Genomic DNA, 22,561 nt, shown 5'->3' on the forward strand with positions numbered 1-22,561 from the left:
GCACAAAATGTGAAATGATATAATCATCATAAAACAAATCCTTTATAAGGAAATAAAGCATCGAAAAAAAGACTGAGCCAAAACTGTAATAGGTAGCTTTTTTAAAGTAGTTTTTTAAATCTTCCCCACCACCTGATTTTATTAAAAATTCCATCGCTGGACTCTTTATTGTACTAAGGATAGATGCCGTAGCTAATAAGAAACCAAGTAAAACGCTAAAAACATTAATTGAAATTTCAAAAAATTTATCATTATTTAGTTCGCATTCATAGTAAAAACTTAATCCACATAGAATTATCAAAATAAATAAACTTGTTAGTATTGGAAAGTGCTTACTACTTATCATTTTATTTTTGCAGCAGTTCTAATTGTTCACGATATCGAAGAAAGTCGCCTAAAAGTTGTTTGTATTTACTTTTGATTTGAAAGGTACTAATTGTTCTTCTTTTCTCAACTGCAAGGTAAGTAATTAATCTATTTGAAATTAAGTCAAAAATATGAGAGTGATTTGTATCTGCGTCAACCCTAGTTATACGTAAGTTCTTAGTTATGTCTTCGCCGATATCGCTTTTGATAAACCAGTTTGCAATATCTCTTACGGATTTAATTGAGAGCTTTTTTGTCCGACTTCTTCCGTTGGAAATGACAATTTTTGCATTTGCACCTTTCAAATCTTGCATTAACTCAATTATCCTTTCTGGATTTCGTGCATTTGTACCCAAAATTCCCATCTCATTATTTGGAATTGCTAAATCCAATTCAACTCTTGTATAATCCGAAGCCTTAAGAAATTTTTTGTATTCCTCAGGAAGAACTACATCCTTAAGCAAAAAGCCAGATATATTGAAATTTGTTTCGATGAACTTAATTATTGAAGTTACCGATGTTCCCGGTTTTTTGCTTTCAATTCCAAGTATTCTAGTTTTGGTATCGTAAATAAATGAACTATCATATCCTAAACCTTCAAAATTTCCAATTTTAAGAGCAGATGGCTTATTCTCTTTTTCATCGAAGGCTGGTGGTATGTTGGTCGTTTGATTATAAACAAATGTACCTAAGACATATCTTTGATGCTCAGTCGTGATATCAAAAATATTTATATTTCCATCAGCATGATCTTGTGAAAGATATGTTTCTTTAAGTTCAAATATTTGTTTATCCCAAATTTTGAAGAATAATTCCTTGTCATTATCATCCATGTTTTCATCTGCTGGAAAGGCCTGAAAATAATATACATTTGTGTTTTTTGGATTTATAAAATCGGTCTTAGGCGCTTTCGGCTTTGTTACTTTCTGTTTCATTTTATTGATTAGGATTTCGTTATTTCTATTTCTATTGCTTCTTTTAAACCATTATTTGGATTACGTACAACTTTACAGTTTACTATTTTTCCTGCGAGGTTGTTAAACTGTATTGGTAAGCCCATAGCTTTCGCGAAACATTTTAAATCTAGCATTGATTATTGGTTCATTAGTCATGTTGAAATATTTTAATTAGTTAAATAAATATTTAGTTAATTTTTCAAATACGGTACCTTCTTCCCCTCAACCACCATCTTCCTAACTTCTCTCACCCCCCAAACCTCATTAAAAGAAACCGCTGCAATTTTTACATTTACAGTGACACCCATGACCGCATTGTCATTGATCAAAGTCACATAATACCTTCCTGTTAGAGGTGTGGTCATTGACGAATAATCATTGATAACTTTGCCCATTTTTACAGGGTAGAATGACTGCCCTTTAAGCAGAAATTCTGTATTCTGTGTATCAGTTATGTAAAAGCCGATATCTTCCCCTGATTGCAGTTTCGGTATTGAAGAAAATATGCCTAATGCAATTTGGTTGATAGGCGTTTTTGGAATTACCGAACCGGCAGCTTCACTCAAAAAGTGGACTGCATCCTCATAAGCCTTTTGTCCTTGCTGATCAACACCAATATAATAACCCCAGGCAACCGTATTAGATGGTAAGATAAAGTCAAACGTCGTTTTATTGTCATCACTGAGATTACCGCGGGAATGCACTTTTGCAATTTGGTCTGTAACAGTAGTAAAAACTGTATCCCGCCTTACAAGATAATTTTCCTGCGAAGTATTATAAGTCGTATCATTCACAGTCTTCCAGTATACCGAAGTATCAAACTTCCGCGTTTTATCATCACTGGGAATTCTTTGTAGTTTCAGCTTACAAATGCGTTGGCCTAGTGAAGAATTATAAAGCCTGAACTTATAAATTCCGGATTTGGCGATGGTTATAGCCTTGTTTTCCAGCTTTGTGGTTTTGTAATCCATGAATTTTGAAGAGGAAGGATACTCAGTAATCTCAAATTCTTTGAGTTCCTTACCGTTTATCTCATTAAAGTTCACGATAAGCTGGTCGCCTTCAGCCAATCCATAGTAAAGTGATTCTTCACCAAGCATTGGAACTTTGATGGTAGTTTCCGCAATGTCAATGGATTGTGCGGATAAGTGAGCTGTAAATAGCAGCAACAGTAGTTTTTTAAACATGTTTCTTGTCTTTGGTTTTACTAATATCCCTGCGGGGCTACAGGAACGCCAATTGCCACATCAACGTGCTATAAATATAAACCATCATTCCTACAAAACCATTGAGAATTCCTCAAAAATCTACCCGTAAAAACCCCTGATTTCATGCGAATATTTTAACGCAAATGACGAAATCGGATGAAATTGTTTAAAATTTGTATTTAGTAAGCAGTCATAACATGGAGTTCCGGAGTTTTCCCCAAATTGCTTCTGCGTCTTAAATCCGACATCGCCTTTTCTACTGCATACGACTGCCTACTGAGACTGCGACTGCGACTCTCCTCACTTCCCGTTGATGATCCTGATCACCTCTTGCGGATCCATCTTCGTGTAGCTCGAAAAATCGTAGGCGGTGAGTGGCACGTTGCGGCCCTTGTTGGCGTGGATGCGGAGCGTTTTCATGAATCCGCGCGACGTCTTGTCGCTTGTACCCATCAGTACACATACATCCTTGACATAAATGATTACCCTGCTCATCTCGATTCGTTTTTGGTTGATACATCGGTTATACCTGATTAGGGGCTCAGGCTTAGGTCATTGCGAAGAACGTAAAATATTCGGCACGCATACTATTTGTTTTCAAAATTTTAACTATAACGATTTCGTAAAATCACTATTTGTCCATATCTGATACGATTTGACGCATTTGTTAACTTTTTCATAAATCCGGTTTTGATGATTTTTTAGCATGGTTACCGCAGGGGTTTCAGAAGTGTTTTGTTCGGGAGTTGTTCGGGGCGCCCCGAACAAACCACAGCGTTTCCCGAACCAAACCATAACCAAACCCGAACAAAACCATACCAAGAGCGGTAGGGTATAGGGCAAAAAGCGGTAAAAAGCGGTAATTCCAATCCTTTCCCTTCCCAATGCGGTAGCCTGCGGTAAAACCCGGCCAATAGCGGCTGCAGGCTTTGCGGTTAGGAAAATGCGTTTTAGTTTTGATCCAGAATCGGGAAAGGATCCCGCCAGTCCTGCAGGCTGATATGACTTGCTAATTTTTAAAAAATCAGAACACATGGGAAAATTTGAAAAAGGAATCCTCGGCGGATTCAGGGGCACCATAGGGCCCGTAGTAGGAACCAACTGGCGCGGCATCGACGTGATGCGCAGCCGCCCCAAGAGAAGCGGCCGCCAGCCGACCGAAAAGCAGCTGGAACAGCGCATGGTGTTTGCGCTGGTCATCCGCTTCGTAAACCCGTTGCGCAGCCTACTCGACAAGTATTTCGGGCAGCCGGCCAACGAGCGCTCGCGTGCCGACCTGGCCTCGTCCTACTTCCTCAGGGAAGCGACCACAGGCATGTACCCGGACATCACGCTCGACTACAACAAGGTCATCATCACCAAAGGCGAACTCGCCGGGCCGCAGGATGCGGTGCTCGTGGCGCAGGCCAATGCGATGCTCGAATTCACCTGGACGGACAACTCGGGGCAGCCGGAGGCCGTGTCGACCGACCTGTTGCTGGTCGTCGTCTACAACCCCGAGAAGGCGCGCTTCCAGTTCGACCATACAGAACAGCGCAGCGCCGGATCGCTCACCGTCTCGCTGCCCGACAGCTGGGGTGGGGACGTGGTACACTGCTGGATCGGCTTTACCGCGCTGGGCGGATACCGCGCCTCGACAAGCCTGCACCTGACCGCGACCGTACTGTAATGCCTCATTGCAGGTCAGATACCCGGGGGATGCTCCGGGTTTTTTTATGGGTTTTATTTTTAAACGCTGCCTTTTACAGCAAAGCTGCAGAAGGTGGGTGGTACATTGCTGATAATACCAAGGGTTTGGTAAATCAATGATCCTCCCGAAATTCCAGGATATCACCCGGCTGGCAATCCAATACCCTGCAGATCGCTTCAAGCGTCGAGAAACGGATGGCTTTGGCTTTACCGGTCTTTAATATCGAAAGATTGGATAATGTCAGGTCGACTTTTTCAGAAAGTTCATTGAGTGACATCTTGCGTTTGGCCATCATCACATCAAGGTTTACAATTATGGCCATGGCTTATATGGTGTATTGGTTTTCGGTTTGTATTTCGACGCCCCGTTTGAAGATTTGCGCAATGATGAATAGTATGGCGCTCATGAACAACCATATGTCGGCACCTTCAAGATGCAGCTTGCCGGGTTCGGGCATCATGACCGAAGCCCGAAGCCATTCGGTATAATTGACTGCAGCCATCGTAAAAAGTCCAATCCCTGCTGCAAGTATGGAAATCATGAGCGTAAAACGCTGCAACGCCTCGTTAAACGGATTGTCCATGTCGAGTTTCTTATCGTGCAGTATTTTTATGATCAGGTAAAACATGATCGCCTTCAGCACAAGCGGAATCGTGATCAGCAGAATTTCCGCTGCAAAATAGCCGGAGTCAAAGCGATACAATACGGAAAGCCCCCAGTAATCCGCATTGTTGTGATTTATAAAATGCGTGTAGCCCGCACTGAAAAGATACGTCCCTGCATCGACGCACAAGAACGGAAAGATGATCCATGACAGGATGTACAGGATTTTGAGGACGTGTTTGGTACTGATTTTGGTTTCCATAATAGTCAAGATTAAAAATAATGATGTGGCTAAAGTAATAAATATTTATTGATAAACAATAAATTATTAATTTTTATTGATAAAATAATTGTCACCGCAAAATCTGATGATTATCTGAATGATATTTTTAAACCACTTTATACCTGGCCGTTTTCCTCTTATGTGATATGCGGCGTTTATTCATAATTCCTAATTCTTAATTCATAATTCATCTTATATTTGCACAATCAACAACATTTCCATGGAAAAAATCTTCAACAATACACAAACCGCATTTGCCCTTAAGACCGATACCGAACTCGACCGTGCCTATTTCCTTTTTAAGATGATTGCCAGCGAACCGCTGGTACGTATCGGGACGGCGGTGACGAACTTTGCCATTAAGGCGCATTTGCCAGTAGAAGGGTTGATCCGTGCGACGGTTTTTGATCACTTCTGCGGCGGCGTCAATGAGGCAGATTGCCTGCCTGTGGTGGATAAGATGTTTACCAAGGGCGTGTCGTCTGTACTGGATTATTCTGTGGAAGGGAAGGAAGAGGAGGCACAGTTTGATGCGGCGCTGCAAATGACACTGAAGACGATCCATTTTGCCGAAGAAAGGCAGTCGATCCCGTTTGCGGTGTTCAAGCCGACGGGTTTCGGACGTTTTGAACTGTATGAGAAGTTGGGTGAAAAGCAAACGCTTACCGCAGAAGAACAGGCAGAATGGCACCGCGTAGTAGAGCGTTTCGACCATGTCTGTAAAGTTGCCCATGACAAGGATGTCGCCTTACTCATCGATGCCGAGGAAAGCTGGATGCAGGATGCTGCCGATGATCTTGTTGCCGACATGATGCGCAAATACAATAAAAACAAGGCCATTGTTTTCAATACCCTGCAGATGTACCGCCACGACCGTATGGATTACCTGAAGAAATTGCACGAACAGGCAAAAGCGGAAGGATTCTATATCGGAATGAAGATCGTGCGTGGCGCGTATATGGAAAAAGAGCACAAACGCGCGGAGGAAAAAGGGTACCCCACACCGATCTGCGCCAGCAAGCAGGCCACCGACGACAATTATGATGCCGCCATACTTTACATGACAGAACACCTTGACCATATGGCTATTTTCGCCGGGACCCACAACGAGGACAGTTCGTATAAACTGATGGAACTGATGCAGCAGCATCATATTTCTAAAAACGACCAGCGCATCTGGTTCGGGCAGTTGTATGGCATGAGCGACAACATCAGCTTTAACCTTGCTGCAAATGATTATCATGTGGCGAAGTACCTACCCTTTGGGCCGGTACGTGATGTGATGCCTTACCTGATCCGCCGCGCTGAAGAAAACACTTCCGTTGCCGGACAAACCAGCCGCGAGCTGTCGCTGATCAAAGCAGAGCGAAATCGCAGGAAAGGGAAATAGTTGCCGCATGGCCGAACGGATTGCGGCCGATTTAAACCTTTCGCCGAGACCGTCAAATGTTAATTTTACGCAACAGCACTGCCTGCTACTGACAGCAGAACACTATTCCGCCGGTTCAAGGTTCGTGCTGATCGCTATCCTGTTCCATGCATTGATTGCGACAACGCCCATAATCAGCTGTGCTACGGTATTTTCACCGAAAAGCTGTACTGCCTTATGGTAGGTTTCAGAAGACAGCCCGTGTTTATGGATCAGTGTAATTTCCTCGGTGATGGCCAGGATGACTTTCTCTTCTTCAGTGAATAAGGCCGTTTCGCGCCAGGCATTCAGGAGGAAAATGCGTTGGTTGGTTTCGCCATTTTTTATGGCATCTTTGGTGTGCATATCAATACAGAAGGCGCAGCCATTGATTTGTGACGCCCTGATTTTAATCAGTTCTTTGTGTTTTTTAGGAATGTTGGTTGTTGCCATATATCCTTCAAGGGCAAAAAGGGCTTTGTAAGCCTGTGGCTGTACTTCATTGATGTTGACTCTGGTTTCCATGTTACTGATTTTAAATTAACAAGGCAAAGCTAGGCCACACCAAACACAAAAAACTTAAACTGGTTTAAGAACGTTTCTTCTTCCTGATTTCACTTAAGTATTCAGGCGTAAATCCTAAATAAGATGCTATAAGGTATTGTGGGATACGCTGTACGAAGGCAGGCTGCATGCGGCACAGGTGATCGTAAATCTCTTCTTTGGAGAAATCGTACAGGTATTTCAGCCTGATTTGTGCCGCGGCAAAAGCGCGTTGGTACACAAACCGGAAATAACGTTCCATTTGTGGGAATTCCGCCACCAGTTGTTCCTGTGTTTCCCAGTCGATGTATAATACGGCAGCATCCTCTACTGCCTGGATGTAAAAATCAGTGGGGCGTTTGTGCTCATAAGCCATGTTGTCGGTCATCCACCAGGTCTCAATGGCGAATTCCGTCGTCTGCTCGACACCTTTATCATTTATAAAAAACTTGCGCAGGCATCCGTTCAACACAAAATAATGCCATCGGCAGGGCTCCCCTTCAACAAGAAGGTTGTCTTTCTTCCTGACATCAATTACTTGAAAAAAAGCGGCAATGGCGAGATATTCGGTATCATTTACCGTAATGAATTTTTCCAGATGTTCCCTGAATATTCCGTTCATGGGGCTAAGTTATGGAAAAACCGACAATCTTAGTTTTCACAGCACAGCATCATTCAGGCTGGTAGCACGCTACATTCCGGACACAGCCACAGCAAAAGCTACAGGGCATTCAAAAAATTAACAGATGATGTGTATTTGACGTAAAAGCATGTCGCGGAAAATTTGTATTTTACCTTCAGGGAAGGGGATCATGAAGTCCCTACGAAATCTTAGAATTTTTTCATTACGTAAAATCCATACCATTTGTTAAAGTTTACTAATATACCATGGATTTGTGTTCCAGGCATTAATTTAGGGAACGCTTATTTAGAGTCAAAAGGCTATGAAAAACCATTATCACAAACCGAACCTGTTACTTGCAGCATGCGTCAATAGCGTCCTTGTAATGGAAGGTTTTTCTGGATCGGATGCGAACAGCCTGCCTGTTTTTACAAATGGTTTGCCCACGATGGTCTGCCGTACAGAAAAGGATGGTAAAGGCAAGGAAAGATTGTTGCAATGGTCGCTTTTTGGAAAATCACCGTCTGTGGAAGATTGGAAGCTTGGCCTTAATGCCACCACGATTGTGTATTTCTTTAAGCCCTTTGAAATGGCGTGCCTGTTTAATATTTCTTCGGATAAACTATCTGAAATACCGTTTGATTTAAGTGATTGGAATGCTTCAAAATACAATGAACTCCAACAGCAATTGATGCATGCGAAATCTCCTTCTGAAAAACTGTCATTATTTGACAACCTGCTGATTTCAGAATTCCATAACAATAAGCAGATCAGCGATATCATCCGCCATGCCACCGATACGATGATGCTTAATCCCGATGCAGCAGTGTTACCGGAAATCTTAAATACGCTGAACATCAACGAACGCACATTGCAAAGGCTCTTTAAGAAATATATTGGTGTGACCCCTACACAATACCGTCGCGCCTGCCAGTTTCAATTGTCGTTCGGGCAGTTGCATGCAAACCGGTTTGATAAAATATCGGATGTGGCTTTCGACAGCGGATTTTCCGACCAAAGTCATTTTATACGTTCTTTCAGGGAGTTTACAAGCATTACCCCGAATGATTACGTTAAGAATGGACTCAAAGGAAAAAAAGGGTAGTGTCGGTTTTATACAATTTCGTTCGGGTTGGCTGCCTTAATTTCGCCTCAATAATTTAAAAAATGTCAACATGAAAAAACAAATCACGCCTTGTTTATGGTATAACAACCAGGCGAAAGAAGCGGCTGCACTGTATTATTCGGTTTTTGCCGATGCAAAGATTACGGCACAATCACCCATAGTCACCGAAATCGAAATTTCAGGGCAGAAGATGATCCTGCTCGACGGCGGCCCGATGTATCAACCGAATGCATCGATTTCGTTTTATTGCATTTGTACAACACCGGAAGAACTGGACAACGCGTGGAATGCTTTGAGCAATGGCGGAACAGTCATGATGCCATTGGATAAATATCCGTGGGGCGAAAGATACGGCTGGGTCAACGATAAATTTGGCGTGTCATGGCAACTGGCCTTAGGCAAGATCAGCGACGTCGGGCAGAAAATTACCCCTTGCCTGTTTTTTACCGGAACAGGATATGGCCAGGCTGGGCAGGCCATCGCACATTACAGCGACGTTTTTGAAAATGTGACCATCGACGGCATCCTGCGCTACGGACAGGACGAAGCACCTGAGCAGGAAGGAAAAATAAAGCACGCACAAATCGCATTGGACGGACAGAAATTTATGCTGATGGAAAGTACGGCAGCGCATGATTTTACATTCTCAGAAGGCGTTTCGTTTACAGTCTACTGTGAAACCCAGCAGGAAATCGATTACTATTGGGAAAAATTCACCGAAAGCGGGCAGGAAAGCATGTGTGGGTGGCTGAAAGATAAATTTGGCGTTTCATGGCAAATCATCCCTACCATGCTCGGCACCATCATGAGCGACCCTGCTAAGGCGGGTAAGGCGGCAAAAGCCTTTATGTCGATGCGCAAGCTCAACATCGCACAGCTTATAGAAGCTACTGTCCGATAGGCAATCCCGTTTTTCTATGGGCAGCTTCACTCGTCGCCATGTCTGTTTAATGCAAAAAAAAACCGGTTCAGGACACTCGACCGGTTTTTTATATATCATATGTATATATTATAATAATAAAATAACTTTGTACTCAGCTACTCAGCTACTCAGCTACTCAGCTACTCAGCTACTCAGCTACTCAGCTACTCAGCTACTCAGCTACTGCTACTATTCAAAAACCATTGATTTTAATTTCGAACGATACGCTTCCAGTGCCTGGGCTTTGGAAATAAACCCGAAATATTTCCCATTCTTAAGTACGGGAAGGAACGCCATCTTACTGTTTTCAAATTTATTCATCACGGTCTCCATCGTATCGTTTGGCGAAATGATCTCTCTCGGTTGTGCCATCACTTCCCTGATTCGGGTGTATTTCACTTTAAAATTACTGAAGATGATCTCGCGGATATCGTTAAAATGCACAATGCCCTTCAGGTTATTTTCCTTATCGGTCACGGCAAAAATCACCTGGTTCGAATGGGATATCAGGTCTACGAGCTTTTCGAGGTTTTCATCTTCTGTTACGGTAAGGTAATCGGTCTGGATAATCTGCGTGGTTTCGAGTGTATTGAGGATATTGGTATCTTTATTGCTGGTAAAAACATGTCCTTTTTTGGCCAGGTGCTTCACATCCATCGAATGTTTTTCAAAACGTTTCGATACCGCGAAACTGATTGACGATACGATCATCAGTGGAATCATCAGGTTGTAGCCGCCCGTGATTTCTGCAATAAGGAATATCGCGGTAAGTGGCGCGTGGAAAATTCCGCTTAAGATCCCCGCCATGCCTACCATCGTAAAGTTGCTTACCGGCAATTTTGTCAATCCCGTGAAATTCAGCAAAGAGGAAAAGAAAAATCCGCAATAAGAACCCAGAAACAGCGAAGGGGCAAAGTTGCCTCCGTTTCCGCCGCTGCCTAAAGTGATGCCCGTAGCGAAAACCTTCATCATCATCGTCATGCCTACGAAGGCAAGCAAGGCAAACTTATTGTTGCGCAATCCACCGAAAAGCGTATTCTCGAGCAGTTGCCCGGGATCACTTTCAGACAGGATTTTAATGCTTTCATACCCTTCGCCGAACAGCGTTGGAAAGATGAAAATAATCACTGCCAACAAGGTAGCGCCGACAAACGCCTTTTTATAAGGCGTAAATTTCAAACGGCTGAAAAAATGCTCCACACGTTGGAAATTCCTTGAATAATATACGGCAATAAATCCGGTGAAAAGCCCAAGTACTGTGTAGAAAGGAATGTTATGGTAGTCAAAGACTTGTTGCTGCTTAAACGACATCAATATCGTTTCATCCAAAACAATCACCGATACCAAAGCACCCGTGGCTGCCGCAATCATAATGGGTGTAAATGCGGAAATGCTGACATCGACCAGCAATACTTCAACGGCAAAAAGCACGCCTGCAATAGGGGCGTTGAATGCCGCCGCAATACCAGCTGCCACGCCGCAACCGATCAGCAATGTCCTGTCTTTGTAACTTAAGCGGTAACGCTGTGCAAAATTGGATCCGAAAGCTGCTCCCGTAATCACAATCGGGCTTTCCAATCCGGCCGATCCACCAAGCCCCACGGTAAGCGAGCTTGTAACAATCTGCGCATACATTTGCTTCCGCGGAATGATACCGGCTTTTTTCGCCACAGCGAACAGGATCTGCGAAGTGCCTTTCTCAATCGTGCCGCCGAGGATTTTCTTCACCACGACCACTGTGAGCAATATCCCCACAATCGGCAGGATACTGTTGATGAAGCTCAGTTTCAGGATGCCGTTGATGTAGGTTGCAAAATAATATACATAGTGTGCAAACGACTTCAGCAAAATCACCGCAAATGCAACGGAAATGCCCACCAATACGCTCGACAGGAAAATGAACTGTTTTTCTGTAAGCCGATTGCGTGCCCACACCAACAGGTTTTCTGTGCGATAAAGGAATTTTCTGAGCATTTGATTTTTATGGATCCGCAAATGTAGGCTGTATTTGTTTTACACGGTTACAATTTAACGCTTCTTTGATTAATAACCAACTGCCTTGTCATCGCCGCGATAATCGGCGCCGCCTTCGCGTTTGCCTTGTGCATTGATCAATATGGCATCCACTTTGCCGATGACGGGCGCACTTTTCTCATTGATATGATACCCTTCGACAGTGAGTTCATCAATGGTTTGCTGCGGAAATTTACCGGGTTCAAAAAGCACCTCATCCGGCAGCCACTGGTGGTGGAACCGCGGTGCGTTGACAGCGTCCTGTATGTTCATATGGTATTCATAAACGTTTAAGATTGTCTGCAATACGGATGTAATGATGGTAGAACCACCCGGTGTTCCCAAAACCATGAACAATTTTCCTTCCTTTTCCACGATCGTGGGTGTCATCGAACTCAGCATGCGTTTCTGTGGCGCGATGCTGTTGGCTTCCGCACCGATGAGCCCGTAGGAATTCGGTTCGCCTGGCTTTACGCTGAAATCGTCCATCTCATTGTTGAAGAAGAAACCCAGTTCGTCACTATAGAGCTTTGACCCGAAAGCGCCGTTCAGTGTCGTAGTGACCGCCACGGCATTGCCTTCCCCATCTACAATCGAATAATGCGTGGTTTCGTTGCTTTCTGAAATCGTAATCTGCCCATGTGACACTTCAGATGATGGTGTCGCTTTGTTGGGATGGAATGATTTCATTCGTTTTTTCAGGTAGCTTTTGCTGAGCAATTCATCATACGGAATGACGGTAAAATCAGGGTCACCGAGGAAATAATTGCGGTCCGCATAGGCGCGGCGCTCGGCCTCGGTAATGACCTGTATCGCCTGAGGACTGTTGTGCCCGTATTTTGCCAACGGAAATCCTGAAATCATTTTCATGATTTGTGCCAGTGTAATACCACCACTTGAAGGCGGCGACATCGAGGTGATTTTCAATTTCTTATAATCGAAAGTCACCGGTTTTCGCCACTTTACTTCATATCTGGCTAAATCTTCCATGGTGATAATCCCACCGCTTTTTTGGATGAAAGCGACGATGGATTTCGCAGTTTCCCCTTTGTAAAACTCATCGCGGCCGTTTTTTAATATGCGTTCCAAAGTCTTTGCCAATGCGGGATATTTAATGGTATCACCGGATTTCCAGGCTTTCGCCAAAAGCGTGCCGCTGCCACTGATTTTAATGATGTTTTCCCTGTAAGTGCTGCATTGCTTTTCCTGCCCCGCGGTTACGATGACCCCATTTTTTGCCAAAGCGATCACCGGTTCGATAATATCCTTTATCGGCAATTTCCCAAACCTTTCATGTGCTGCAAAAACGCCCGCTACCGTTCCGGGAACACCTACTGCCATGGCACCATCTGTACTTAATTTCGGGACGACGTTTCCTTTATTGTCAAGATACATGTTTTTGGTCGCTGCCATCGGTGCTTTTTCGCGGTAATCGAGCGCACCGGTCTCGCCATTTGCTTTTCGGTAAACCATGAATCCGCCGCCGCCGATATTTCCGGCATAGGGATAAGCGACTGCCAAAGCAAGTTCCGTTGCCGCCATCGCATCAAACGCATTGCCGCCTTTTTTCATGATATCTGACCCTATTTTTGAAGCTTCTTCCCTTGCCGAAACGACCATGGCGTGATCGGTCACCAAAGGTTGTTGGGCTGGAGCGCTTACGCAGAAAAGCAAAAGCAACGCAGGCAGGATTTTTTTAAGCATCATAAAGACTTCTTTTTTTCGGTACAAAAATGCTGTAGTTCGACGAAATATTCCGTGAATTCTTTTTCAAAAGCGTCGTAATGCCTGCGAAGTTCCAGATGGGCAAACCGCATGTTTGATTTGTCGCCGGTGCGGTGGTCCATTTGCGTCAGGATGCGTTCCATGCCTTGCAGTGTGCGGTAACTGAGCAGCCAGTTGTGGCGGATCATATAAGGCATCATGGCTTTTGTCTTTTCGGTCAGGATGTCGTAATGCGCGATCAGTATTTTGTAAAAGCCATCGGTGAAATCCTCGAGTGTTTCCGTAGAATATTTATTCCAGTTTTTGGCCAGGAAATGATCATAAAATACATCCACGATCACGCCCGCATAATGATGGTAACGTTCGTGCAGTTTTTTAGTGCTTTCCCTCCAGATCGGATGCGCGTCGGTATAAGTATCGATCTCGCGGTGGAGTAAAATGCCTTTGCGGACCCCTTCAGGAAATTCCTCAAAGTGTTTTCCGCGGATGCCATCTGCCATGAAGTTCCCGATCTTCATCAGGTCGTTATCGCCGGAAAGGTAAATGTGTGCGAGGAAATTCATTTTTTGGTGGCTGAGTTGCTGAGCTGGTTCGTTTTGTAAATATACTAAACCTATTCCGTAAATCCCGATGCATCCAATTTTTCCAAACGTCCTTTCCTTTTGACGATGTTTTTATAATCCCATTGGATTTCCCTTGATTTTTTGAGCCAGCGCATTATATCTTCAGTATTGATCTCGGACAGGCTGCAATAAAAAATGGAAGCATCCCTGAACTTTTTTCCAATGACATTTAAGCCCTCTTCATCGAAGTCGGCACCGCTCCAGAACATCAGCCTGATTCCGGCCTTCTGTTTGCTGTAGCCCACTATGGGATTCCCGTTTAAAAGCCAGACGGGATGCGCATGCCAGATTTTACTTTCCGCATCGATTAAATGGTCATCGATAATTGAGGCAATCCGGTCGCAAACCGCTTTGTCAGTTGAATTTTGGCTGTTGTTATAATCAATGATTTCTGTTTTCATTCGATGTGGATTCTGGAAGTTTTTTTTGAATCAATTCCTGATCTCTCAAATATAGTTAAATAGATGACGTGCCTTAAAATTCCATTCCACCCCTTACACACGCAAAAATCTCAGCCGCTCACTAACTCAGTAACCCAGCAACTATTATATTTGCATCAAACAAAACCATTTATGACACTTATCAAATCCATTTCAGGTATCCGCGGTACCATCGGCGGGAAAGCCGGTGATAACCTGACGCCGGTCGACGCAGTAAAATTTGCTTCGGCATACGGTACTTTTTTAAAGAATAATATCGATACTTCCGCACGTGACAATAAAAAACTTGTAGTTGTCATTGGCCGCGATGCCAGGATTTCCGGTCCTATGATCCACAACCTTGTCGTCAATACGCTGGTCGGCCTGGGCATTGATGTCATTGATTTGGGCTTGTCCACCACGCCAACCGTTGAAGTCGCCGTACCGTTGGAAGAAGCCGATGGCGGTATCATCCTTACGGCCTCGCACAACCCAAAACAATGGAATGCATTAAAATTGCTCAATGCCAAAGGCGAATTCCTGAGCGGTGCCGATGGCGCTAAAATATTAGAAATTGCTGAAGCCGAAGCGTTTGATTTTTCAGATGTGGACAACCTGGGTGAAATCACCTCAAACGATGCTTATATGGATATTCATATCGATGAAGTCCTGAACCTCCCTTTAGTGGATGTTGAAGCTGTAAAAGCTGCTAAATTCAAGGTAGTCGTTGACGGCGTGAATTCCTCAGGCGGCATAATCGTCCCGATGGTTCTGGAACAAATGGGTGTAGAGGTCGTAAAATTGTATTGCGAACCCAACGGACATTTCCCGCACAATCCCGAACCCTTGAAGGAGCATTTAACCGACATCTGCGAATTGGTCATCAAAGAGAAAGCAGATTTAGGAATTGTTGTAGATCCTGACGTGGACCGCCTGGCGTTTATCAGTGAAGACGGCGAAATGTTCGGTGAAGAGTATACGCTTGTAGCCGTCGCCGATTATGTCTTAAGCAAAACGCCTGGAAATACGGTTTCAAATATGTCGTCGTCGCGTGCGCTGCGTGATGTGACCAACAAACACAACGGTTCTTATGAGGCCAGCGCAGTAGGCGAGGTGAATGTTGTTGAACTGATGAAAAAGAACAATGCCGTGATCGGCGGTGAAGGCAATGGCGGGATTATTTATCCTGAATTGCACTATGGGCGGGACAGCATCGTGGGCATCGCGTTGTTCCTGACCCACCTGGCGAATAAAAAAATGAAGGTTTCCGAGCTACGCGCTTCATATCCCGAATACTACATGAGCAAGAACAAGATCGAGCTTACGCCGCAGATCGATGTAGATGCCATACTGGAGGCCATGACCAATAAATATGCGGATGAAAATATTTCCACCATTGACGGCGTAAAGATTGATTTCGCCTCAGAATGGGTGCATTTGCGCAAATCAAATACCGAGCCGATCATCAGGATTTATACCGAAGCGCCTTCGCAAAAGCAGGCCGATGAACTGGCGTTGAGGATTATTGGGGAGATAAAAGAAGTTGCTGGGATTTAAAAGTGGATTTTCAGATCTTCAGATTATCCGACAATCTGAAGATCTGAAAATCTGATAATCCAATAACCAAATCACGGCTTTATCTCAATCGAAGTTCCAATCGCTACGGCATCAAACAACTCATCAATTTCCTCATCCGTTACAGCGATGCAACCATGGGTCCAATCGGTCCAGCGATGGAATTTCCCGATATAACCGCGGCCATTCCTGATGCCGTGGATCTTAATATCACCACCCGGCGATTTTCCGATCCTTTTCGCGACGGCACAGTCGAGGTCATTGGGATAGGATACACCTAAATTCTTATGATAGCCGCTGTTTGCATTTTTGGCATTGATGGTGTAAGTCCCTTCGGGTGTTTTCATGTCGCCTTCAAAAACCTTATGCCCGATAGGATTTTTACCCAATGAAATTGCGTAGGTTTTTATGAGATTGCCGTCAGAGTAGGCGAGTAGCTGCCTTTCGGATTTATAGACCACTAACGAGTCGATTACAGTGCCGGCAGGAAGTTTCTTTTCCGGCCAGAAATAGTAGATGGCAGCACAGCAAGTGATCGTTATGAGCGCGTACATCAGCATTTTTGCAAATTTCATTTCGTTTGTTTGATTTCAAAATAAATGTATCCGGACGGTTCATTGGCATCCTTATGCCTGATTTGTTTCGATGACCTGTTCATCGGTCACATCCCAGTATTCTGTTTTCATGGCATTTTATTTAGGATATAAACTTATGAAAAATGGAATTACACTTTCGTGACTCATAATGTTTTTTTAAAATTTAAGCCTAAACGATGCAGTTGCAGTAATCGGTTTTATATTTGTTAAGCTAAAGAAAAATCTATGAGAAAAATACTGCTCTTGCTACTGGTTTGCCCCATCGTCGGCAATGCACAATTGAAAGGAATACTGAAGAAGGCTTCTGATAAGGTCGAATCGGTGACCAAAGGAAACGGCGCAGTCGATATCGGTGCCGGGCTTAAGGAAGCTTTGAACAAGGGCGTTACCGAGCAGGTTTCGAAACTCACCGCCGTCGACGGTTTTTACAAAAATGAAGCAGTAAAAATCCTCATGCCCGAAGAATTGCAGAAAGTCGATAAAACGTTGCGTAAAATGGGCATGGCCAGTCTCGCCGACGAAGGCATACTCGCCCTGAACCGCGCCGCTGAAGACGCTGTAAAAGAGGCCACCCCGATATTTGTCAGCGCTATTAAAAACATCAATATCAACGATGCTAAAAGCATCCTGATGGGCAATGATAACGCCGCAACGTTGTACCTTCAGTCAGAAACCACCACGCCTTTGTATGCGAAATTCAATCCCGTGGTAAAGCAATCTATCGGCAAAGTGGGTGCCGATATAATCTGGGCGTCGATCATAAAGAAATACAACAGCATTCCACTGGTCACTAAAGTCAATCCAGATATTAACGATTATGTGACCAATAAAGCGCTCGAAGGTGTTTTCAAAATGATTACAGTTGAAGAGAAGAATATCCGTAATAACCTTGGTTCCCGCACATCGGATTTACTCCGAAAAGTATTTGCGATGCAGGACAATAAATAAAAACAAATATGAAAAAACTTACAGCATTGCTCTTCATTTTTACCCTTACCTCCTGCGCCGAACTACAGCAGGTAGCCAGCCAATACCCGCAAATCGGCGGTTTGGGCAATCCCGATATCGCGGCCGGTCTTCGTGAAGCACTGAACAACGGTATTACGAAACAGGTCACCAAACTCACTGCTACTGACGGTTTCTTTAAAAATGAAGCCGTAAAGATTTTACTTCCGACGGAATTGCAGAAAGTGGATAACACGCTTCGTAAGATCGGGCTATCAAGCCTCGCCGACGAAGGACTGAAAGTGTTGAACCGCGCTGCAGAAAGTGCTGTAAAGGAAGCGACACCCATTTTCGTCAGTGCTGTAAAAAACATCACTTTCAATGATGCCAAAAACATTCTTTTAGGCAATGACACCGCGGCAACTGCTTACCTTGAAGGCGCTACAAATGCGGCTTTATATGCTAAATTCAGCCCTGTAGTGCAGTCGTCTCTTTCAAAAGTAGGCGCAGACAAGGTTTGGGCCAACATCATCACTAAATACAACGCCGTGCCGCTTACCAATGATGTCAACCCGGATCTAAAGGATTATGTCACCAAAGAAGCCATGAAAGGCGTTTTCAAAATGATCGCCGTGGAGGAGAAAGACATTAGGAACAACCTCAGCGCGAGGACCAGCGATTTGCTGCGCAAGGTTTTTGCAATGCAGGATTAAAATGGATTTTCAGATTATCAGAAAGGTATGTCCGATGATCTGAAGATCTGACAATCTGAAAATCCAATCTGAGATTTACACTATCACTAACAAATAAATAACAGAGTGTTAACATATTGATTCTGAAAAATGTACGACATTTGTATCATAATATGCACTCATATTGGTTTGGTTAGTTAGAGTTTTAAGGAGCCGGGATTTATTCCGGCTCTTTTTATTTTACAAGGCGGCTGTTTTATGAAATCCGTTCATGCAGTTTCCTGAAATATGAAAATGCTTTCACCAGCCGGGTCCCGTACCACGAGAACATTTCCCCATCTACAAAAATGACTTTGGCGTGGTGCGTGAATCTTCCGACCTCAAAAGCGTCCTGCTCATTAAAAGGGTAGGGTTCTGATGATAAAAATACAATTTCCGGGTCGCCCTGTATGCGGATTTTCTGAATGATGACTTCAGGATAACGGCCTTTGTCTTCATAAATATTGCTGAAGTGATTCAGTTTCATCATCTCATTAATAAAAGTATCACAACCCGCTGACATCCATGGATTTTTCCAGATAAAATAAGCGGCTTTCTGTTGCGGCATATTTTTAACGAAAGCTTCAAAATCCTGTCTCGCAAACCGGATCTTATCGATCCATTTCCGGGCTTCCGTGCGGCGGTTGAATAAGTTTCCGAATTGCAGGATCACTTCCAGGCTGTCCTCTATCGTGATGATATTCGTAACCCAAACCGGCGCGATGCCTTGCAGCGATTCCACAATCTCCAGCGTGTTTTCTTCCTTGTTGCAAATGATGATGTCGGGCTGTAACAGGCGTATTTTTTCCACATGGACTTTCTTGGTGCCGCCTACGATTTTTTTTGTTGATTTTAAATGAAATGGATGTACACAGAATTTCGTAATCCCGACAAGTTGGTCTTCAAGCCCCAGATCATAAAGCAATTCCGTTTGTGATGGTACCAATGACACAATGCGTACGGGGGCTTTTTCAAAAGTGAAATGGTGGCCAAGCTGGTCCTTAAATTCGGGCATCGGAATAATTTTGGCCAAAAATACTAAATAACTTCGCACCTTTGCAGTACCAATTTTTATGAAATGAATATCAGGTTGCTGGCCATCGGGAAAACGGATAATAAGAGTTTACAGGCATTGATTGACGAGTACACGAAACGTTTGTCGTTTTACATAAAGTTCGACCTCGAAATCATCCCTGATATCAGGAATGTCAAAAACCTTTCCGAAGCACAGCAAAAAGAAAAAGAAGGGGAGTTGATCCTTTCAAAACTCACTGCCACGGACCAGTTGATTTTACTGGACGAAAACGGAAAAAGCTTTTCTAGCGTAGGTTTTTCTGAGGAATTGCAGAAGAAAATGAATTCCGGCGTAAAAACGCTGGTGTTTGTAATAGGCGGGCCTTATGGCTTTTCCGAAACGGTTTATGCGAAAGCGAATGGGAAAATTTCGTTGTCGCTGATGACTTTCTCACACCAGATGGTGCGGTTGTTTTTCATTGAGCAATTGTACCGCGGGTTTACGATTTTGAAGAATGAACCTTATCATCACCAATAGGATCGCCGGATTTTAAGATTATAAGACTTAAGGTTTAGATACCATTTGAAAAAGCTTCACACATTCCACCGCCTCCTTTACATCATGCACACGAAGGATATTTGCGCCTTTTGTCAATGCGATTGTGTTTAAAACTGTTGTTCCGTTAAGGGATTCTTCAGGTTTGATTCCCAGATGTTTGTATATCATTGATTTCCTGGAAATCCCTATCAGCAAAGGCAATTGCAATAGTTGCAACAATTCCGTTTTTTGCAGCAATTCATAGTTCTGTTCCAAAGTTTTTGCAAAACCAAATCCCGGATCGATAATCACATCATTGATACCGAAACTCCTGGCTTCTGCCACTTTTTCGGAAAAATAAAAAATCAACTCTTTGATGATGTTTTCATATTGCGCGAGTTGCTGCATGGTTTTCGGGTCGCCTTTCATGTGCATCATGATGTAAGGTACTTTCAGATTGGCCACAGTTTGCATCATCTCCGGATCTAGATTCCCTGCAGAAATGTCATTGACTATCGCTGCACCCGCCTCTACAGCGGCTTTGGCGACTTTGCTTCGGAACGTATCAATCGAAAGGAGCGTTTCCGGAAAATGTTGTAAGATGGAAGTTATCGCAGGAACTACCCTTCCGATTTCTTCAGATTCAGAAACGAATTCGGCGCCGGGCTTACTTGAATATCCTCCGATATCAATAAAATCAGCCCCTTCTGCAAGCATTTTTCCAGCCTGTGCCAAAAGCGCTTTTTCAGAGCCATATCGCCCGCCGTCAAAAAACGAATCTGGCGTGACGTTCAGGATCCCCATCACTTTGGTGGCGGTCAGGTCAATGAGTTTTCCTTTGCAATTGATGGTCATGTGTTGGATTTTCATGTGCGTTACCGGCTTTGTACTTCAATCTTATTTCCATACTTTTGGAAAAATTACAAAACAAAGATACACCGAAATGAGTAACACCATCCAGGAATATGACAATGTGATTGCAACCTGCCGCCAGCTGTACATCAATAAAATGAAGGATTACGGTAGCGCCTGGCGTATTTTGAGGCTTCCGTCGCTTACCGACCAGATTTTCATTAAGGCACAGCGCATCCGCAGTCTGCAGGAAAATGAAGTGCGCAGGATTGATGAAGGAGAGGCGGGTGAGTTCATCGGCATCATCAATTATTCGCTGATGGCACTGATTCAACTGGAATTAGGCGTGGCCGACCAGCCCGATCTGGATGTGGAGAAAGCAACACAGTTTTATGATGAAAAAATACGCATCACCAAAGAATTGATGGAAGCCAAGAACCATGATTATGGCGAGGCATGGCGTGAAATGCGTGTCAGTTCACTTACTGATTTGATTTTGCAGAAGCTCTTACGCGTCAAGCAAATTGAGGACAATAAAGGCAAAACGCTCGTTTCGGAAGGGATTGATGCCAATTACCAGGACATGATCAATTATGCCGTTTTCGCGCTGATCCTGATGGATTTTCACAAATAACAACTCATTAACAAACGGGAAAAACTGTTTGGCTTATTTTTGGGGAAACTAAAAAAACATGACTACCAATACTAAAAACTATATTGCCTGGAGCCTGCGCATCGTGATCGCTTTCCTGTTCATCCTTTCTGCGGCAGCGAAACTTTCCAAGAGTGAATTGTTCGATTCCCCATATTTCGCCATTTCCACTTTCGAAGTGAAACAGCTGTATCCGATGGGATTTTCAGAAAATTTTGCGCCTTATTTTTCAAGGATTCTGATCGGAATTGAACTGGCTTTGGGATTTTTATTGTTGCAGAAGCATTTCTTAAGGAGGTTCGTTATTCCCGTGACGACATTGCTGTTGCTGGTTTTCGTTGGGCACCTGACCTACGTAACGTTCATCAGCGGCGGAAATATTGGGAACTGTGGCTGTTTCGGGGAACTGCTCCCGATGACGCCCATTGAAGCTATTATTAAAAATGTTGTAGCCATTGGACTTTTGGCATGGTTGTATATGCTGCTGCCGAAAAATGAAAAAGACGGTAATTTCTGGATACTGACGACGGTATTGTTTGCAACGATACTGGGTATTTTTATGCTGGCTCCCATCCAGCCGAAAGCGGTCGAACTGCCTGCTGCCATAACCGATACGGAAACGCCTGCAGACAGTACGGCATTGCCGGAAACCACAGGCACGGTTGATTTGCCTGAGACGATTGAGAAAGCCACCGATACCGTTAAAAAACCGGACGCCCCAAAGGTACAAATGGAGCCGGCACCACATAAATCAGGGTATAAATCGTATTTTGCGGACATCGATAAGGGTAAAAAACTACTTTGTTTCCTCGTTCCGGGCTGTGACCATTGCCGTGATGCTGCGAAGGAAATCACGGAATTGCGCAGGAAAGACAAAAATTTCCCTGCCGTCCGCATTATTTTTATGAATGAGGAAGCCGATCTGATCCCGGAGTTCTTTAAATATGCCGGTGCCGAATACCCGTATAAGATCATTGACGTGATTCCGTTCTGGAATGTGTTGGGAAGCGGCAAGGATACGCCCGGGATAAAATACCTTTGGAATGGCAACGAATACAAATATTATTGGGGAATCACCGATAATAAATTCAATCCGGAAGACCTGGAAAAACTGATTAATAAGCCGTTTTCCGAACTCCCTAAAAAATAGC

Annotated in this window: 25 protein-coding genes; 10 read left to right on the forward strand and 15 right to left on the reverse strand. The window is 43.8% G+C overall.

What is annotated here, in order from left to right:
- Positions 1-347 precede the first annotated feature (347 nt).
- From HYN49_RS10100 to HYN49_RS10110, 4 genes are all read right to left on the reverse strand, one after another.
- Positions 348-1,301: a DUF6731 family protein gene (locus tag HYN49_RS10100; RefSeq protein ID WP_146185084.1), complete on the reverse strand. Its 954-nt coding sequence runs from the start codon at positions 1,299-1,301 to the stop codon at positions 348-350.
- A gap of 212 nt (positions 1,302-1,513) precedes the next feature.
- On the reverse strand, positions 1,514-2,509 hold the full coding sequence (locus HYN49_RS10105; protein ID WP_146185085.1) for a hypothetical protein: 996 nt from the start codon (positions 2,507-2,509) through the stop codon (positions 1,514-1,516).
- Between the two features lie 321 nt (positions 2,510-2,830).
- A complete protein-coding gene (locus tag HYN49_RS15090; protein ID WP_146185086.1) occupies positions 2,831-3,025 on the reverse strand; it encodes a hypothetical protein in 195 nt (64 codons plus the stop codon).
- 114 nt (positions 3,026-3,139) lie between these two features.
- Complete coding sequence (locus HYN49_RS10110; protein ID WP_108904003.1) at positions 3,140-3,565, reverse strand: hypothetical protein; 426 nt, start codon at positions 3,563-3,565, stop codon at positions 3,140-3,142.
- On the opposite strand from HYN49_RS10110, the gene HYN49_RS10115 reads away from it, so the two are divergent.
- A complete protein-coding gene (locus tag HYN49_RS10115; RefSeq protein ID WP_108904004.1) occupies positions 3,564-4,199 on the forward strand; it encodes a DUF6266 family protein in 636 nt (211 codons plus the stop codon). The two genes, HYN49_RS10110 and HYN49_RS10115, sit on opposite strands and share 2 nt — an antisense overlap.
- A gap of 133 nt (positions 4,200-4,332) precedes the next feature.
- Here the strand turns inward: HYN49_RS10115 and HYN49_RS10120 are convergent, their stop codons facing one another.
- Positions 4,333-4,542, reverse strand: coding sequence for a helix-turn-helix domain-containing protein (locus tag HYN49_RS10120; RefSeq protein WP_108904005.1), 210 nt, complete (start codon positions 4,540-4,542; stop codon positions 4,333-4,335).
- Positions 4,543-4,545: 3 nt separating this feature from the next.
- Positions 4,546-5,085 (reverse strand): DUF2975 domain-containing protein, encoded by a 540-nt coding sequence (locus HYN49_RS10125; protein ID WP_108904006.1) that lies wholly within the window; start codon positions 5,083-5,085, stop codon positions 4,546-4,548.
- A gap of 241 nt (positions 5,086-5,326) precedes the next feature.
- Between HYN49_RS10125 and HYN49_RS10130 the strand changes: the two genes are divergently transcribed.
- Positions 5,327-6,496 carry a proline dehydrogenase family protein gene (locus HYN49_RS10130; protein WP_108904007.1) on the forward strand — a complete coding sequence of 390 codons (1,170 nt, stop codon included), beginning with the start codon at positions 5,327-5,329 and terminating at the stop codon, positions 6,494-6,496.
- A 102-nt stretch (positions 6,497-6,598) separates the two neighbouring features.
- Here HYN49_RS10130 and HYN49_RS10135 read toward each other — a convergent pair whose 3' ends face one another.
- A complete protein-coding gene (locus tag HYN49_RS10135; RefSeq protein WP_108904008.1) occupies positions 6,599-7,039 on the reverse strand; it encodes a carboxymuconolactone decarboxylase family protein in 441 nt (146 codons plus the stop codon).
- Between the two features lie 64 nt (positions 7,040-7,103).
- Positions 7,104-7,679, reverse strand: a complete 576-nt coding sequence (locus HYN49_RS10140; protein ID WP_108904009.1) for a Crp/Fnr family transcriptional regulator — start codon at positions 7,677-7,679, stop codon at positions 7,104-7,106.
- 322 nt (positions 7,680-8,001) lie between these two features.
- Between HYN49_RS10140 and HYN49_RS10145 the strand changes: the two genes are divergently transcribed.
- Complete coding sequence (locus tag HYN49_RS10145; protein WP_108904010.1) at positions 8,002-8,784, forward strand: helix-turn-helix domain-containing protein; 783 nt, start codon at positions 8,002-8,004, stop codon at positions 8,782-8,784.
- A 70-nt stretch (positions 8,785-8,854) separates the two neighbouring features.
- Entirely contained in the window at positions 8,855-9,706 is an 852-nt protein-coding gene (locus tag HYN49_RS10150) for a VOC family protein (RefSeq protein ID WP_108904011.1), read from the forward strand.
- Between the two features lie 210 nt (positions 9,707-9,916).
- Here the strand turns inward: HYN49_RS10150 and HYN49_RS10155 are convergent, their stop codons facing one another.
- The 4 genes from HYN49_RS10155 to HYN49_RS10170 all read right to left on the reverse strand — a co-directional run bounded on the left by HYN49_RS10155 (position 9,917) and on the right by HYN49_RS10170 (position 14,489).
- Entirely contained in the window at positions 9,917-11,701 is a 1,785-nt protein-coding gene (locus HYN49_RS10155) for a chloride channel protein (RefSeq protein WP_108904012.1), read from the reverse strand.
- A 69-nt stretch (positions 11,702-11,770) separates the two neighbouring features.
- On the reverse strand, positions 11,771-13,444 hold the full coding sequence (gene ggt / locus HYN49_RS10160; protein WP_181369016.1) for a gamma-glutamyltransferase: 1,674 nt from the start codon (positions 13,442-13,444) through the stop codon (positions 11,771-11,773).
- Positions 13,444-14,028, reverse strand: coding sequence for an acyl carrier protein phosphodiesterase (locus HYN49_RS10165; protein ID WP_108904014.1), 585 nt, complete (start codon positions 14,026-14,028; stop codon positions 13,444-13,446). The genes ggt and HYN49_RS10165 overlap by 1 nt, the downstream gene beginning before the upstream one ends.
- Positions 14,029-14,078: 50 nt before the next feature.
- The gene (locus HYN49_RS10170) at positions 14,079-14,489 is read right to left on the reverse strand and encodes a DUF1801 domain-containing protein (RefSeq protein WP_108904015.1); all 411 of its coding nucleotides are present in this window, start codon (positions 14,487-14,489) and stop codon (positions 14,079-14,081) included.
- 171 nt (positions 14,490-14,660) lie between these two features.
- Here HYN49_RS10170 and glmM point away from each other — a divergent pair, with 171 nt between their 5' ends.
- The gene (glmM, locus tag HYN49_RS10175; protein ID WP_108904016.1) at positions 14,661-16,064 is read left to right on the forward strand and encodes a phosphoglucosamine mutase; all 1,404 of its coding nucleotides are present in this window, start codon (positions 14,661-14,663) and stop codon (positions 16,062-16,064) included.
- 71 nt (positions 16,065-16,135) lie between these two features.
- On the opposite strand, the gene HYN49_RS10180 is transcribed toward glmM, so the two are convergent.
- The gene (locus tag HYN49_RS10180; protein ID WP_245892160.1) at positions 16,136-16,657 is read right to left on the reverse strand and encodes a L,D-transpeptidase family protein; all 522 of its coding nucleotides are present in this window, start codon (positions 16,655-16,657) and stop codon (positions 16,136-16,138) included.
- Between the two features lie 246 nt (positions 16,658-16,903).
- Between HYN49_RS10180 and HYN49_RS10185 the strand changes: the two genes are divergently transcribed.
- Positions 16,904-17,626 (forward strand): DUF4197 domain-containing protein, encoded by a 723-nt coding sequence (locus HYN49_RS10185; protein ID WP_108904017.1) that lies wholly within the window; start codon positions 16,904-16,906, stop codon positions 17,624-17,626.
- 8 nt (positions 17,627-17,634) lie between these two features.
- Positions 17,635-18,336 (forward strand): DUF4197 domain-containing protein, encoded by a 702-nt coding sequence (locus tag HYN49_RS10190; RefSeq protein ID WP_108904018.1) that lies wholly within the window; start codon positions 17,635-17,637, stop codon positions 18,334-18,336.
- A 235-nt stretch (positions 18,337-18,571) separates the two neighbouring features.
- Here HYN49_RS10190 and HYN49_RS10195 read toward each other — a convergent pair whose 3' ends face one another.
- Positions 18,572-19,369 (reverse strand): ABC transporter substrate-binding protein, encoded by a 798-nt coding sequence (locus HYN49_RS10195; protein WP_108904019.1) that lies wholly within the window; start codon positions 19,367-19,369, stop codon positions 18,572-18,574.
- Positions 19,370-19,432: 63 nt separating this feature from the next.
- Between HYN49_RS10195 and rlmH the strand changes: the two genes are divergently transcribed.
- Positions 19,433-19,906, forward strand: coding sequence for a 23S rRNA (pseudouridine(1915)-N(3))-methyltransferase RlmH (rlmH, locus tag HYN49_RS10200; protein ID WP_108904020.1), 474 nt, complete (start codon positions 19,433-19,435; stop codon positions 19,904-19,906).
- Positions 19,907-19,933: 27 nt separating this feature from the next.
- Here rlmH and folP read toward each other — a convergent pair whose 3' ends face one another.
- Positions 19,934-20,761, reverse strand: a complete 828-nt coding sequence (gene folP, locus HYN49_RS10205; RefSeq protein ID WP_108905030.1) for a dihydropteroate synthase — start codon at positions 20,759-20,761, stop codon at positions 19,934-19,936.
- Between the two features lie 88 nt (positions 20,762-20,849).
- Here folP and HYN49_RS10210 point away from each other — a divergent pair, with 88 nt between their 5' ends.
- On the forward strand, positions 20,850-21,392 hold the full coding sequence (locus HYN49_RS10210) for a DUF1599 domain-containing protein (RefSeq protein WP_108905031.1): 543 nt from the start codon (positions 20,850-20,852) through the stop codon (positions 21,390-21,392).
- 58 nt (positions 21,393-21,450) lie between these two features.
- A complete protein-coding gene (locus HYN49_RS10215) occupies positions 21,451-22,560 on the forward strand; it encodes a MauE/DoxX family redox-associated membrane protein (protein ID WP_108904021.1) in 1,110 nt (369 codons plus the stop codon).
- The last annotated feature ends 1 nt before the right edge of the window (position 22,561 follow it).

Origin of the sequence: Flavobacterium pallidum (genome assembly GCF_003097535.1) — a bacterium.
GTDB classification, from domain to species: domain Bacteria; phylum Bacteroidota; class Bacteroidia; order Flavobacteriales; family Flavobacteriaceae; genus Flavobacterium; species Flavobacterium pallidum.